General features: G+C 67.1%; 14 protein-coding genes. 5 read left to right on the top strand and 9 right to left on the bottom strand.

Going from position 1 to position 14,981, the window contains the following annotated elements:
• Positions 1-8: 8 nt before the first annotated feature.
• Positions 9-1,652, bottom strand: a complete 1,644-nt coding sequence (gene menD, locus ACWEWT_RS17930; protein ID WP_452560237.1) for a 2-succinyl-5-enolpyruvyl-6-hydroxy-3-cyclohexene-1-carboxylic-acid synthase — start codon at positions 1,650-1,652, stop codon at positions 9-11.
• 559 nt (positions 1,653-2,211) lie between these two features.
• On the opposite strand from menD, the gene ACWEWT_RS17925 reads away from it, so the two are divergent.
• The 3 genes from ACWEWT_RS17925 to ACWEWT_RS17915 all read left to right on the top strand — a co-directional run bounded on the left by ACWEWT_RS17925 (position 2,212) and on the right by ACWEWT_RS17915 (position 4,844).
• Positions 2,212-2,817, top strand: coding sequence for a hypothetical protein (locus ACWEWT_RS17925; protein WP_452560236.1), 606 nt, complete (start codon positions 2,212-2,214; stop codon positions 2,815-2,817).
• A 541-nt stretch (positions 2,818-3,358) separates the two neighbouring features.
• Entirely contained in the window at positions 3,359-4,228 is an 870-nt protein-coding gene (locus ACWEWT_RS17920; RefSeq protein ID WP_452560235.1) for an alpha/beta fold hydrolase, read from the top strand.
• A 169-nt stretch (positions 4,229-4,397) separates the two neighbouring features.
• A complete protein-coding gene (locus tag ACWEWT_RS17915; protein WP_452560234.1) occupies positions 4,398-4,844 on the top strand; it encodes a YybH family protein in 447 nt (148 codons plus the stop codon).
• 456 nt (positions 4,845-5,300) lie between these two features.
• Here the strand turns inward: ACWEWT_RS17915 and ACWEWT_RS17910 are convergent, their stop codons facing one another.
• From ACWEWT_RS17910 to ACWEWT_RS17890, 5 genes are all read right to left on the bottom strand, one after another.
• Positions 5,301-6,095 (bottom strand): SAM-dependent methyltransferase, encoded by a 795-nt coding sequence (locus ACWEWT_RS17910; RefSeq protein ID WP_452560232.1) that lies wholly within the window; start codon positions 6,093-6,095, stop codon positions 5,301-5,303.
• Between the two features lie 330 nt (positions 6,096-6,425).
• Positions 6,426-7,109: a cysteine hydrolase family protein gene (locus ACWEWT_RS17905; RefSeq protein WP_452560231.1), complete on the bottom strand. Its 684-nt coding sequence runs from the start codon at positions 7,107-7,109 to the stop codon at positions 6,426-6,428.
• A gap of 402 nt (positions 7,110-7,511) precedes the next feature.
• Positions 7,512-7,658 carry a hypothetical protein gene (locus tag ACWEWT_RS17900; protein WP_452560230.1) on the bottom strand — a complete coding sequence of 49 codons (147 nt, stop codon included), beginning with the start codon at positions 7,656-7,658 and terminating at the stop codon, positions 7,512-7,514.
• A 539-nt stretch (positions 7,659-8,197) separates the two neighbouring features.
• Positions 8,198-9,061, bottom strand: a complete 864-nt coding sequence (locus tag ACWEWT_RS17895) for a phosphatidylinositol mannoside acyltransferase (protein ID WP_452560228.1) — start codon at positions 9,059-9,061, stop codon at positions 8,198-8,200.
• Between the two features lie 2 nt (positions 9,062-9,063).
• Positions 9,064-9,207 (bottom strand): hypothetical protein, encoded by a 144-nt coding sequence (locus tag ACWEWT_RS17890; protein WP_452560226.1) that lies wholly within the window; start codon positions 9,205-9,207, stop codon positions 9,064-9,066.
• 488 nt (positions 9,208-9,695) lie between these two features.
• Here ACWEWT_RS17890 and ACWEWT_RS17885 point away from each other — a divergent pair, with 488 nt between their 5' ends.
• Complete coding sequence (locus tag ACWEWT_RS17885; protein WP_452560225.1) at positions 9,696-10,268, top strand: hypothetical protein; 573 nt, start codon at positions 9,696-9,698, stop codon at positions 10,266-10,268.
• Positions 10,269-10,376: 108 nt separating this feature from the next.
• Here ACWEWT_RS17885 and ACWEWT_RS17880 read toward each other — a convergent pair whose 3' ends face one another.
• The 3 genes from ACWEWT_RS17880 to ACWEWT_RS17870 form a co-directional block, all read right to left on the bottom strand.
• Positions 10,377-11,315 carry a lysophospholipid acyltransferase family protein gene (locus ACWEWT_RS17880; RefSeq protein WP_452560223.1) on the bottom strand — a complete coding sequence of 313 codons (939 nt, stop codon included), beginning with the start codon at positions 11,313-11,315 and terminating at the stop codon, positions 10,377-10,379.
• 4 nt (positions 11,316-11,319) lie between these two features.
• The gene (locus ACWEWT_RS17875; RefSeq protein ID WP_452560221.1) at positions 11,320-12,147 is read right to left on the bottom strand and encodes a GNAT family N-acetyltransferase; all 828 of its coding nucleotides are present in this window, start codon (positions 12,145-12,147) and stop codon (positions 11,320-11,322) included.
• 339 nt (positions 12,148-12,486) lie between these two features.
• On the bottom strand, positions 12,487-13,791 hold the full coding sequence (locus tag ACWEWT_RS17870) for an NAD(P)/FAD-dependent oxidoreductase (RefSeq protein ID WP_452560220.1): 1,305 nt from the start codon (positions 13,789-13,791) through the stop codon (positions 12,487-12,489).
• Between the two features lie 111 nt (positions 13,792-13,902).
• Between ACWEWT_RS17870 and ACWEWT_RS17865 the strand changes: the two genes are divergently transcribed.
• Complete coding sequence (locus ACWEWT_RS17865) at positions 13,903-14,760, top strand: LysR family transcriptional regulator (RefSeq protein ID WP_452560443.1); 858 nt, start codon at positions 13,903-13,905, stop codon at positions 14,758-14,760.
• Positions 14,761-14,981 lie beyond the last annotated feature (221 nt).

Below are 14,981 nucleotides of genomic sequence, written 5' to 3'. Positions count from 1 at the left end.
AGCCTCGATCAGGGCGCGATCCTGGCGCGCACCGCCGCATGCAGCTCACGCAGGCGCGACCGCTCGGTGATCACCTCGAGCACCCGAGTTCCGTGCGCGTGCCCGACCAACTCGACGGCCAGCTGCTCCGGATCGACCTGCCTGTGCGGAATGCGGTAGGCGGCGCACAGCGCGGCCAGATCCATACCGTGCGGGGTGCCGAACACCCGCTCGAATACTCCGGCATACTGCGGGTCGCCCTGTTCCAGTAGCTCGAAGATGCCGCCGCCGCCGTCGTTGGCGACCACGATGGTCAGATCGGCCGGGCGGGGTTCGCTGGGGCCGATCAGCAGGCCGGACGCGTCGTGCAGGAAGGTCAGGTCACCCAGCAGCGCGACGGTGCGGCCGTCGTGCTGCAGCGCCGCGCCGACAGCTGCGGACACGGTGCCGTCGATGCCCGCGACACCCCGATTGGACAGCACCGTGATACCCGGCCGCGGGTACGACACCAGGGCCGCGTCGCGCACCGGATTGGACGCGCCGAGCAGCAGCAGGTCGCCCTCGCGCAGCGAGTCCATCACCACCGCCGCCACGTGCAGGCCGGTCGGCTTCGGATACACGGCGAGTTCGGCCCGGACCACCTCGGTGGCCTTCTCGTTGAGCTCATGGCAATGCGCCAGCCATTCAGGGCGCGACGCGCCGCTGACGATCACCCGAGTGCCGGTGCCGACCACATTGCCGGAGACATCGGGCCAGCGCGGCCCGTTTGTGACCGCGTAGACAGTGACGTTCGGATCGGCCAGCACCTCGGCCACCGGACGGTGCAGGGTCGGACGGCCGGTGATGATGGCCTGACGGGGCTTCAGCAGCGGCAGCGCCAACGGGTGCAGCGCGGGGCCGTGCATGGGCGCCGTGGGTTCGGCGACAGTTGGCAGCCCGGACAGTTCCGGCCGCAGCCCGGCACCGTGACCGGAGATGACGACCGTATCGGGGGCCAGGTCGATATCGAGCGGCACATCGAGCATTGCGTACTCGGTGAGCGTCCAGGCCCGGCCGCCCTCGCGCCCTTCGGGCGCGCACTCGCCGGACGCGAGGTCGGGCACCAGCGGCTCGCGCAGCGGTATATCGAAGTGCACCGGGCCCGCATTGCCGGAGCGGGTACCGCGGGCTGCCGCGAGCACCCGGCAGACCACCGAGCGCCACATGCTGTTCTGGTGCCCGTACGAGGCATATTCGGCGGACGCGGATTCTTCCTCGGCCAGGCCGAGGCTGATGGTGGTGCGGACCTGGCTGCCGAACAGACCGAACTGCTCCACAGTCTGGTTGGCGCCGGAACCGAGCATCTCGTAGGGCCGATTAGCGCTGAGCACCACCAGCGGCACCCGCGCATAGTTGGCCTCCAGCACCGCGGGACCCAGGTTGGCCACCGCGGTCCCCGAGGTCATCACGACCGGTACCGGTAAACGACTGGCTACCGCCAGCCCAACCGCGAGGAAACCCGCGGTCCGTTCGTCGATGCGCATGTGCAGCCGCAGTCGGCCCGCAGCATCCGCCGCATGCAAAGCGAAGGCCAGCGGCGCGTTCCGTGAGCCGGGACACAAAACAACATCCCGGACACCACCGCGCGCGAGCTCGTCGACAACCACGTGCGCCTGTGCTGTGGACGGATTCACGGCCCCAGCCTCTCAGACGCACATCTCGGTTGACTGTCAGCTTCTGTTGCGGTCGTCGTGATGTTCGAGGCCCACTTCGATACAGAAGTGGACCACTTCGCGCCGCATTTGTTCATCACGGTGTCGTATGTGGCACGACCCACGATGCAATTCACCTGGGCGGGCCGGAAGGATTCACCGCCTGATGTCTCGCTGCGGGTTCGGTGGTTGCCGCCGACGTCGAAGACAGCGAACCGAGGTGGCCCCGGACGACAAACTTGCCGCTTCAACCGCAAAGTAGTAGCAAATACGATCGACGGCACACAACCCGGCCGACAAGGTCACCTGGGAGGCCGCGGCAATGGACGGCACCCCGCGACAGCCCGGCACGTGGAACCGGCTCGTCCGCCGGAGTGCCCCCGTTGTTACCGGACGACGATTCCGGGCAGCCCCACCATGGGTGTCGGTGACTCATGGCAGTGTCCGTCGCTGTGACTGCTTCAGCTAATGGCGATACCCGGTTCCATGATCATGGATCGTGGTTCCCGACCTCGATCGCGATCAACGAACCGGGGGCGTCGTGAACATCACGACCGGCGGCCTCGGGTGGATGTACGACACGGATCTTCCGCTGGTCGGCCTCACCTTCGCCCGTCAGATCAACGCCCGAGAGCTATTGGAGCGGATGGGCGTCGACCACACCACCGTGGCGGTGCGCGGGCCGGATGACTTCCACTACGAGCTGGGCGGCCATCTCTACACGACCGACGGATATGTGGTCAGCGCAGGGCATTGCCGAAGCTGGGCCTGGGCGTGGGAGCACGGCAGTTGGAAATCCATTCATGACCGAGGACCGGTGCTGCGCGCCTCGATCGGAACCGCGGCACTGGAGCTGCACGCCACCATGAAACCGGGAGCGGTGTTCCAATACGCCGAGAACGCCCGCCTCATCACCGGACTCGACACCACCGACAGCAGCCTCGCACGGACGGGCAGCGACCCACACCGCTTCGACACCGAGATCGAGGCACTCGGCGCTCGACCCGAACAATACGAATACGGTCCCCGGGGGTCCCTCGGAATGTTCTACAGGCTTGCAGAGAACCTCGGCGTCGGACTCCCTCAGGATGACCTCACCGCCCGTCCTGTCCTCAGTGGCCGGCTCCTGCCCCCAGCCTCACGATAGGTGCCGAGTCGCCCGACGCGCGTGCCGACACCTCGCAGCGGGGTGGTCCCAGCGGCCGGTCCAGCCGCGGCACGCGGGAACCTCGAGCGGCAGCCGGACGGAAGAGTGTTCAGCGCCACCGAAATAAAAAGGGGTTCACCGGCTCCAGATCGAACCTCTGCCCGGACCGACATCTCGGCATTGCCCAGCCTCCGGTCGAGGCTCGGCATCGCGTGAACGAGCGGAAGAGATATCTCGTCCAGGAGATCCTGGCCGCCACGCTGCCGATGGTCCGTCGCTGTGGCCGGCATCTTCGCTGATCTTCTCGCACTCGGCCGTACCTGGTTGCCGACCGGATCCAGACCGGGTAGCGAACCCGCCCGCGCTCGGAAATCCCACTGTTCGACGAGGTCGGCCGACACAATGTGGCGATGCGGCCGGATCACCGGACACCCGGACGCACACGCCGACCCCGTTCCGGCGGCAATTCTGGAGATCCGGGCGCTCCAGCCTCGACAGCAGGACCGATGAACAGCACCGACCTGTACAAGATAGGGATTCGATGACCCATTACCGCACGGTCTCGGTACACGGCCACGACATCTTCTACCGGGAGGCCGGCGACCCCGGTGACCCCACCCTGCTACTCCTGCACGGTTTCCCGACCAGCTCGCATATGTTCCGCGACCTGATCCCACAACTCGAAGATTCGTTTCATCTGGTTGCTCCCGACCATCTCGGTTTCGGGTACAGCGCCATGCCCTCGACCGAGGAGTTCGATTACACCTTTGCCGATCTGGCGCGACTGACCGAGGAGTTCCTCGGCGTAATCGGGGTGACGTCGTTCGCTGTTTACGTCCAGGACTACGGCGCACCACTGGCCTGGCATATCGCCCTGCACACCCCGGAGCGCATCTCGGCGATCATCACGCAGAACGGCAACGCCTACACCGAAGGATTGATCCCAGAGTTCTGGGACGGCCTGCTCAGCTATGCCGACAATCCCACACCGGATACCGAAGCTCCGGTGCGTGCCGCGCTGTCACTGGATTCGACCATCTGGCAGTACACCCATGGCGTCGCGGACACCTCACTGGTATCACCCGATGCTCGGCTGCACGCGCAAGATCGGCTGGACCGTCCGGGCAACACCGATATCCAGTTGGCGTTGTTCCGCGACTACCCCAGCAACATCGCACTCTATCCGGCGGTCCACGAGTACTTCCGGCAATCGCGGGTGCCGGTCTTGGCGATCTGGGGCGAAAACGATCCTATTTTCGGCGCCGACGGCGCTCTTGCGTTCGCGCAGGACACCGTCAACGGTGAGGTGCGGCTGCTACCGACCGGCCATTTCGCGTTGGAGACCCACCACCGCGTCATCGCAGACGAGATTCGCCGCTTCCTGGCCGACCGGCTCGAAGTCCGTCGATGAACTTGCACGGAAACCCCACCCGTGCCGCCGCACAACCTGGAGAACCACCCACGCCGCGCGGCCGGTCCCGGGCCCGAGGCGTCACTCCATACGATGTCGAATGCGTGAGTTGATCGGACGGGTGGCCCGAATACCAGAAGCGGGAACGCGGCGGCGTAGCCTGCGGGGAGTGAGTTCTCGCGAGCCCGTCCGGTCCGACGTCCGCCCCACGGCGGGGATCTCCGACGCCGACTCGGTCACGACTGCCCGGATCGAAGCACTGTTCCGGACACTGGAATCCGCGTTGGAGGCCAAAGACGCGGCCGCCTTCGATCAGCCGTTCACCGAAGACGTCATCTTCATCACGCCGGCGGGGGCGATCTTCCGGGGCTGGGACGAACTGCACGACTACCATCGCAAACGCCTCGGCGACAGCCCGGACGCGCGAGCCCGCTTCGAAATACTCGCCCTACGACTCCTCACGCCCGAACACGCAGTCGTCAACGTCGAGCAAACACTGCACACCCCAGAGTTCTCCGTCACCAACCGGGGCACCTGGGTCCTACTCGAACGCCACGAGACATGGTGGGTCTGTTCGGTGCACAACACCAACATTGCTGGATCGACCAAAGCCTGAGCCGCTGGCCGACGCTCGCCGTCAGGTCGACCTCCCGACTGTTCCGGGGTCGCGCCTCGCTCGGTTTCTGGACGATCCGCCCAGGCGACCCGCGGTATTCGGGAATTGAGTCTCTTTGGGCGATATCGGACATAAACCATCGCTGACCTGCGATGAATATCCGTCAGCATGCCCGACAAAGCATCGATCAATGCTCTGCCCAGCCCGGACAACCACCACATCGTAGGCCGCGAAAGCAGTCGGATGTCAGCGGCTCCATCTCAGTGTCGCTCCCCCGCCCGACCGTATTGCTGCCCGCCGCCGAACCACACTCTCCGAGGGGGATCACAAGCACCTGTCGCCCGAAACATCGAGCATCCTTCGGGTAACACGGTTGTGTGCCCGAACTTCGAGGCCATCGCGGGACAACAGCAGCCGTGGTCGCGGCCGCGACTGGGCACTCGGGGCGGTGCATTGTCAGGGTTTTCGGGCAACGCCTGCGTAGCAGGACACTTTGGCGTCGTGGGAGGCCGGGGTTTCGAGGTCGGGTCGCCACCGGTGCGGGGGCACGATTCCGGGGTCGAGGAGTTCGAGCCCGTGAAAGAACTTCGCGACCTCTTCGCGGGTGCGGTCCTGGGCGGTGATCCCGCGGGCACGGTAGATCTCGCGCGCGGTGGCGACCTGGTCGGGGTCGAAATCGGCGGTGGCCGTGCAGATCGTGAGGTAGGAGCCGGGGGCCAGCGCGTCGACGAGCGTAGCGACGATGCGCTCGGCGTCGTGCTCGATGAAATGCAGCAGGGCGATCAAGCTGACCGCGACCGGCTCGGACAGGTCCACGGTTTCGCGGAGTTTCGGGGAATCGAGGATCGCGGCCGGGTCGGTGGCATCGGCATGGATATAGGTGGTGCGGCCCTGAGGAGTCCCCGTCATCAACGCGCGGGCGTGGGCGAGTACCAGCGGATCGTTGTCGGTATAGACGATCCGGCACTGCGGTGCGACCTCTTGCGCGATCTGATGCAGATTCGGTTCGGTCGGTATCCCGGTACCGATATCGAGGAACTGCCGGATACCTTCTTCACGGGCAAGGTGTTCGACACTGCGGCGCATGAACGCCCGATTGGCTCGGGCAGCGATCTGGATCCCGGGCCACACCCCCAGGACGGCCCGGGCGGCCTGCTCGTCGGCGGCATAGTGGTCCTTGCCGCCGAGGAAATAGTCGTACATCCTCGCCGAATGCGGCTGATCGGGTCGATGATCGGATTCGGTTCCCACCAGTACCTGCCTCCACGATTCAGATCTGCTGTACCCGAACGTAATACACCCCGGCCGGCCGTGCGCTCCGAGCGGCATTCGGCCCATCGCAGCGCACGATGGCCCGTGGCTCCCAGCATCGACAAGGTGCGTACGCCGTCGGCGGCGGACCCACCGGCCGTCCCAGCCGGCGTTCGCGGTGTCGGCTGCGGCAGGAGGGTCGAAGCCTCGGCCCGGCTGTTCGAGGATGATGCTGCCGGTTTGGACGATGCCGAGTTCAGGCATGGTGGTCGAGGCTTCGGCGTCGACCACGGCACGGTCGCTTTCTGCCCGGCGGGTCGGGGGTGAGGATCAGTTCGGGGAATGCAGTGGGTCGACCCAGTAGTTCGGGCTTCGGCCGTAGTGCGGTGTCGAATACGCTCTATCCCACGCAGCGCCGGGGGCGATGAGTTCACGCCACGCTGCGACTTCGACATACATCACCCGCATCGAATTCAAGGATCCGGTATGGAGTTCCGGCCCGTCGGTCGTGACCGCATCCTCGGCGACCGCGACTTCGAAGTTGCGTTCCAGGGCGGCGCGGACCGTGGCTTCCACACAGACGTTGGTCTGGAACCCGCAGACGATCAAGCGGTTCGTGCCGAAAGTGCGCAGGATCGGTTCGAGCTCGGTATAGGCGAAGAAGCTGTGCCGGGTCTTGTCCAGCACCAATTCGCCCGGCTCGGGTGCGACAGCATCCATGATCCGCGATCGCCACAGTTGCTCCGCCTCGGACAACACCGGCAGCCGATCAGCGCGACCGGCACGATGCCGAGCCGACCTCGGCGTCGGCGCCGCAGACGAGACCTGGCGTGAGTAGATCACCGGAACCCCCTGCGACCTCGCCTCCTCGATCAACGACCGGCACTCGGCCACCACGTCGTCGCGCCGCCACAACGGCGGCCAACCGTAGGCGTCGCGGGTATCTTGCCGCAGATACGAGTTCTGCATGTCCACGACGAGCAACGCCAACGACCCCACGAGTGACCCCTCCATGATCCGAAACCTGCGCTACCCCAGCGGCTGGTGCCTCCGAAATCACCAGTATGGTCGGGCAACCGAGCTGTCACCCCGCATTTCGCGAACACCACCCGGCGCCGTCACAGGATCCGCTCACCGACCGGTGCGGGCACGTCGCGACGCTTGGATTGATGATCACCCACGATGACCAGGCCTTTTCCGCTCGCCCATGTTTTGCGTATCCGGCCGAGGGCACCGATCTGCCGAGATTCCGCCGACCGTAGCGCGATCGGGGGGTGTGGCGATGCGCAGGAGCTCAGGGCGGGTCGGGCTGGAGTCGGCGGCTGTTCTGGCCGGTCGCCGCAGGTAGTGATGCTGATGCCTGCCGATCCGGCTCTTGCCGCCGAACCAGTGGCGCCGGCCCTGTCCGGAACCGGATTACCTGGAACCGGCCTCCGGGCGGGCGGCGGTGTCCGGCTCGGGCACCGCGGTCAGGAATACCGGTTGCGGAGCATCGGCCGGTATCGAGTACGGCTCGGGTTCGGCGGGGACGTGACTGAACAGTCCGGAATTGTCGTCGTACATATTCGTGCTCCGATCTTCGGGGTGCACTGCCGCTGAGAGTCGCGGCAGGCAGGGTCGAGATGCGCGCCCCTGGTGGTCGGGCCGACCGACGGTCCGCCCCTTCCCGGGATACCCATCCGAACCCGGGGCCACTCCGCGCCGGACTGCCGAGTGGAGCAACCCGTCACCCGGAGGTAGCGGGACTGCGGCAGTTCGAAAGAGGTCCTGTCGGGTTCGGCAGCCGATCGGCTGCTCGACGGTGTTCCTCACCACCGTAACCCCCTCCGCCCCTACCGCGTGCTTCCCGGTCGAAAATCCGGTCCGCGACCGCATCGTCGCGCACGCGCCGCTTCACCGCACCGATCACGCCGGGCCGAAACCTCCGGGGCGGGTGACCGACACCGAGCGCAAGTCACCTGTGAACGGCAGGTCCTCCGCCGAGGACTCGCCCCGACCGGGCTCTCCCTGAGAAGACTGCGACACGCGCGGTCGGCCGGCCCACTCGATCGTCGCAATCGTCAGATCGGATACGAATCGAGATGACCAAGGCGTCGCTGTGTTCATCCGTCCGGCCAGAGGCGCTGCAACATATGCCAGTCGGCGGGGTGGGCGGCGATCCCCGCGGCGAACCGGTCGGCCAGCGTCTGGGTGGCTGCGCCCACCCCACCGGAGGTGTCGATCGGCTCCCCCACCGAGAAACCCCACCCGTCCGGCGTGAACCAGCAGTGCACGGGCAGCAACGGGGCGCCGGTATCGATCGCCAGCCGAGCCGGGCCGGCCGGCATCCGCACCTGTTCACCGAAGAAGGTGACGGGTACACCCCGGCCGGAGAGGTCCCGTTCCCCGAGCAGACAGACCAGACCGCCCGCGCGCAGGCGGGCGGTCAGCCCTTCGAACGGCGGCGAATCGGCACCGGTGAGGGGGATGATCTCGAAGCCGAGCCCTTCCCGGAAGCGAACGAAGCGCCGGAACAGCGACTCCGGCCGCAATCGTTCGGCGACGACGGTGGGTCTGCCGACCCGCTGGACGAGCCAGACTCCGGCGAGATCCCAGTTCCCGCTGTGCGGCAGGACGATCACCGCGCCACGGCCCGCGGCGGCCGCGGCACGGATCCGGTCCAGGCCGGTGGCCGAGGCTTCGATGGTGTCGGCCAGCTGCTGGGGATCCATCGAGGGCAGCCGGAAAGCTTCGCGCCAATATCGCGCGTACGAACGCAGATTCGCCTGGATCAGTTCGCGCGGAACCTCTTCGGGGGTCACCCCGAGTACCCGGGCGAGATTGCGCCGGAGCTGCGGAGGTCCACCGTCGCGCCGGGCGACGCGGTCGGCACCGGCGTCGAACAGGCGGACCGCCCATCGATGTGGCAGGGCGCGTACCAGGCGCCACCCCGCCGCATAGCCGAGGTCGCTCACCCTGCCGGGCATCGCTACCTGGGGCCGGCGTCCGGTGAGGAGGTCTCCGGCTCGGATACCGCGGTCAGGAATACCGGTTGCGGAGCATCGGCCGGTATCGAGTACGGCTCGGGTTCGGCGGGGACGTGACTGAACAGTCCGGGGTTGTCGTCGTGCATGTTCGTGCTCCGATCTTCGGGGTGCGCTGCCGATGGAAGTCGCGGCAGGCAGGGTCGAGATGCGCGTCCCGCGGCGGTCGGGCCGGCCGGCGGTCCGGACCTTCCCGGGATACCCATCCGAACCCGGGGCCACTCCGCGACGAGCTGCCGAGTGGAGCAACCCGGCGGCTCGGAGGCCGGGGACTGCGGCAGTTCGAAAGAGGTCCTGGCGGATTCGGCAGCCGATCGGCTGCTCGACGGTGTCCGTCACCACCGTAGTCCTATCTACCGCCGCGGTGTGCCCCGGTACACCGTCGGCCTTCGATCCGTGCCGCCCGCGGGCCGCATCGTGCCGGACTCGGCGAGTCGCGCCGATCACCCCGCTTGACAGCCACCTATTGAACGTGCCGTTATTCAGCGGTACGGTAAGTGATGTATCAATAAAGCACTCTGAGCAGTGCGGGCACCCGGGTCACGCGACCGAGGGTGTGACCGAGTGAGGACCACCGATGAACCGAAACCACGAACAGCGCGCCCGCCGTCTCGCGGCGCGGATCGCCGCGCTCGCAGTCATCACCCTCGCGCCGCTGGCGGTCACCGCCGGCCCCGCCCTCGCCGGCCCGGCCGATGCGGTCCAGGTCAGCGATTCCCACGATTCCGGTGACAGCTTCGGCGACAACAGCAGCTGGAACGACAACGGCCGGAACGACTACGACCACCACACCGGATTCGACGACGGCAACGATTTCGGCTGGGACGATAACGGCCACTACGGCTACAAGGACCACCACCGGCAGGATTACGACGGCTGGGAGGACCACCTCAACAGCGGCGGCAACCAGTACCCCGATCGCGATTCCCACGACAACCGGGGCCGCGATTACGACCAACCGGCCGATTGGGACCGCCACGAGAGCCCGCGCGGTGGTGGCGGAGCGCCGCCGAACTGGAATATGCCCAACCCCTACATTCCGCCGCCCCCGCCCAGCCTGCTGCCGCAGGTCCAATTGCCGGTACTTCCGCAACTGCCCTTCGCGCTGCCGGGCATTCCGGCACTCCCCGGAACGGGTAGCGCCCGCTGATACTGCAAACAAGTAGCCGTTGTATAGCGGTACATGAATGGGCGAGTCGATATATAGCAGCAGAAGCGGCCGGGTCCGCTCGGTGGACCCGGCCGCATTCCGCTCCGATCAGACGGTTGCCGCCGCCGCTTTCGTCAGTTGCCGGCCCGCCGCGGCGAGCACGGCATGCGCGGCATCCGAGAGTTCCTCCGCACGAACCGCGCGTTCACACCGCCGCGCCAGATCCCGGCGATCGGTACCGGCCGCTTCGACCGGCGCGAGGACGACCTCGGCGGTCAGGTTCCGCGCCCGCAGCACCCGCACGATGGAATCGATGAGTGTGTCGTCTCCGACGAAACCGGGGACGGTGGACCGATTACCGTGCGCGTCCAGGTACCGGAGCCGGACCGGCTGGACCGGCACCCCGGTATCCACGGCGGCCTGGAACAGTGCGGGCCGCAGCGTCCCGTAGGCACGACCGCACCAGGTGGTGCCCTCCGGGAAGAACCCGATCCGCTCCCCCGCGGCGAGCCGTCGACCCACCTGCCCCACCACATCCGGCAGGCGGTGCAGGCGCTCCCGTTCGATCGGGACGACCCGCATCGCCCGCGCGAGTCTTCCGAGCAACGGCCAATCGATCAGATCGGCCCGCGCCACGAAGGCGAGCGGCTGGACCGAGGCGAGCACGACGATATCCGCCCACCCGATATGCCCACAGGCGACGAGCACCCCGGCGCCCGGTTCGGCATACCGCGGCCCGATCGCAGCGGAGTCCGTCCGCCGGTCCACCACCCGCAATCGGATACCACAGGCACGCAGCAGCGTCCGCGCGAACCGGCGCTGGACACCCGAGCGCCGGGACGCCGGCGTCACGATATGTGCGAAAGGATAGGTGAACAGCACCGACAGCGCGCCCACCAGCCGGAGCCCGGCCCGCGCGATACCGATCTCGGGACGCTGCTGCACACAGCCGGTCCCGCACGGGCTCACCGGCATCCACGAGTGCAGAACGGGCAACTGCTGAACCTCGGCGGGCACCCGCTCCGCCGACTCGGCGATCATTTCCATCCCGTCACCGCCCGCCGTCGAAATTCGCGGCCGCGCCGCGCAACCGATCGAGATAGCGGGTGTTGATGGTGTCGAGCCCCAGCAACACCACGAAATCGGCGACGGCGAAATCCGGGTCGTGCGCGGGCTCCCCGCAGATCTCGGCACCGAGCCGCAGGTAGCCGTTGAGCAGCGGCGGCAGTTTCGGGCGGGCGGGGGCGGGCAGATCGTCGAGCGCCGCCCCGTCGACCACGACGGGGCGGTAGGGGTGCACCCGCCGCTCCGGCGCGCAGGCGTGCTTACCGAGCAGGAAGTCGCGTACCCCGCGGACATTGACACCGGCGGGTTCGGCGGGACTGTTCTGCATGGGCACCGAAGCGCAGCCCATCACCCAGTCGTAACCGGTGAGCTGGATGTAGTGCAGGATCCCGGCCCACATCAGCGTGAGGACCGAGCCGTTGCGATGTTCGGGCACCACGCACGCGCGCCCCATCTCCACGATCCGCAGCCCGTGCGGATCGAGATTCGTGAGATCGAATTCGGTGGCCGTGTAGTACCCACCGGCTCCGGCGACCTTGTCCGGCGGCAACATCCGGTAGCAACCCACGAACTCGCCGGTGGCCTCGTCGCGGACGAGCATATGGTCGCAGTGCTCGTCGAACCTGTCCGCGTCCAGGCCCGTGCCGTCGTCGGGGATCGAGAAACCCGGCTCGCCGGCGAATACGTTGTACCGCAGCCGCTGCGCCGCGATGCGATGGTCGGTGTCGGAGGAGACGATGAGGGCGTATCGGGACCGGTGATCCTCGCCGGCGGCCGGTCGAGCCGGAGCCGTCAGCACGGACGTAATAGCCATGGTGACAAGCAGGCCAGTCCGACACTGCGGCGGGGCGACCGTGACATGTCGCGGGCATGCCGGTTCGGTTAACGAGACGTAGGTCACACCGGACGTTCACCGGTCGGTACCCGCGCGTTCGCGCGAACACCGGAATCGGCACCGGAATCGGGCCGGGCGCAACCTGGAATTCGCCGCCGCCGCCCGGCGTACGCACCGTGGGCGGACCCTACTCGACCAGGTCCGCCCACAGTGCAACGCGTACCTCCGCGTTCGCTCCGGCCGTGCGCTCCCTGCGTACCTCCGCGTTCGCTGCGGGTCGCGCGCCGTGTGTCGCCGGGCTTCGCCCGGCCGCACCCATCAGGCGACGAAACGTTCGGGTTCGCGCATCCGTTCCAGATGCTGCCTGTCCACCTCCTGGAACCCAGGGCGTCCGGTGCCGATGAACGCCACCAGCCACGACAGGACCGCGGCGAACCGGTTGCGGAAGCCCACCAGATAGAACAGGTGCACGGCCAGCCAGATGAACCACGCGAACACACCTCGGAAGGTGATCTTGTCGTTCAGTTTGGTGACCGCGCTGAACCGGCTGATCACCGCCATGCTGCCCTTGTCCCAGTACACGAACGGGGTACCCGGGTGGGTGTCACGGCTGATGATATCGGCGGCGTGCCGCCCCTCCTGCATGGCGACGGGCGACTGGCCCGGGTAACCGTTGAGCGAGGTCATATCGCCGATCGCGTAGATATCGGCGTAGCCGCCGACGGTGAGATCGGGGTTGATGAGCAGGCGCCCGGCACGATCGGTTTCGCAACCGGTCGCCGCGGCCAGCAGTTTCGCGAAACCGCCGGCCTGCACACCGGCCGACCACACGATGGTCTCGGCCTCGATCTGGCGCTGACTGCCGTCCTTGTCCTTGACTGTGACCTGCCCGTCCTCGATATCGGTGACGAACGTGCCGAGCAGGACTTCGACCCCGCTGCGGGTGAGCGTTTTCTTCGCGTATTCCGATAGACCGCCGCCGAAGGGTGGTAGTACGGCGCCGGCGCCCTCGACCAGGGTCACCGACACTTCCTGGTGGTAGTACCGCTTCGCGAGTTCTTTCAGCTGTCCCGCGACCTCGACACCGGTGGCCCCGGCGCCGACGACGACGAACGAGAGCAGCCGGCGGCGGGTTTCCTCGTCGGCCTTGGCCGCCTCCCGGAAGACCCGTTCGATCTGGGCCCGGAGCAGCTTCGCGTCATCGATGGTTTTGAGCGAGTAGGTCTTGTCGGCGAAGTCGTCGCGTCCGAAATACGACTGGCTCGCGCCGGTGGCCGCGATCAGCGATCCGTAGCGGATCTGCCGGGTCTCCTCGCCGGTGCGGTAGGTCAGGACGGCCGCGTCGGGCTCGATAGCGGTGACCTCACCCAGCCGGACATCCGCCTCTTTGTGCCGGCGCAGGATGTTCGCGATGGGGGGTGCGATCTCGGCGGACGCCAACACCCCGGTGGCGACCTGATACAGCAGCGGCTGGAACAGGTGTTCCGGCGTGCTCGAGATCAGGACATAGTCCACTCCCGCCTTGGCCAGTTGTTTGGCCGCGGCGAGTCCGCCGAACCCCGAACCGATGATCACGACGTCCGCATATTCCACGCCGGCGCCGTTCTCAGTGACCTTGTGCATGACAGCCTCCTTCACTCATTAGGAACCGTCATCCGTAAGGCAGATATTTCAGGGTTCAGGGCGCATAATTGAGATGACTCTTATCTGTTCTGGTCATGAATGGAGATCGTGGTGGAACTACGCCAGCTCACGTACTTCGTGGCGGTGTGCGAGGAGCTCAGTTTCAGCCGGGCTGCCGTCCGGTGCTTTATCTCACAGTCGGCGATCAGCCATCAGATCGCCCGGCTCGAGCACGACCTGGGTGTGCAACTGTTCGAGCGTTCGACCCGCTCGGTCGTCCCCACCGACGCGAGCACCAGGCTACTACCGCTGGCCAAGCAGATGCTAGGTCTGGAATCGGCCATCCGCGCCTCCATCCGTACCACCGGACCGCGGATCCGGCTGGCGGCGAATATGTCGTTCGCCACGCGGTCGCTCTCGGCCATCGCCGGCGCGCGCGACGCACACCCCGGCGCGGAGATCGAATTCGTCATCAAACCCTTCCGTCAGCGGGTCGCCGCCGTTGCGGACGGCGATTGCGATCTCGCGCTGATCCGCGGCAGTGTGCAGCAGGCCGGGCTGATGGTCGAGCAACTATGGGTGGAGGACCTCACCCTCGCCACCGCCCCCGCGCATCCGCTGGCCGGCCGCACCGATGTCACCCTCGCCGAACTCAGCGCCTACCCGCTGCTCCTGCCACCGGAATCCGAGCAGTTCCTCCTGCACAATGTCATCCGGACCGCTTTCGCCGACCTCCCCACCGGACCCAGATTCGGCCCGCCCATCCCGCCGGACCATACCGCGACCATGGAGCTGATCAACCACCCCGACGCCTGGACGGTTCTCTACGCCAACAGCTCCACCGAGGGCATCGCCGCGCTCCCGCTGGTCGATCACCGCCTCCGCATCCCCGTTTCTGCGGTCATTCGTGCCGACACCCGCCGTACACCCATCCTCGACTCACTGCTCGAGGGGCTGCACTGCGCCTAGCAGTACCGGGGCACGCCGACGCGTCGGCTCGGGTTCTGTGACGATTCCCGAAACGAGCCCGTCGTGGATACCGCGACGGCGGTCCGAATCGGCGAGCGACGGATCTATCGGCGAATATCCGGCGAAACCCTGCCCGAGACCTGCACAACGGCGATCCCCGCCGCCGAGACCGGACTCAGAGCCGCACGAACAACGGCCATGACCAAGAGCCCGGCGCCGAT

This window comes from Nocardia sp. NPDC003963 (genome assembly GCF_053605105.1).
Note: the sequence above shows the minus strand (reverse complement) of the source record. Positions and strands in the feature narration are given on the sequence as shown.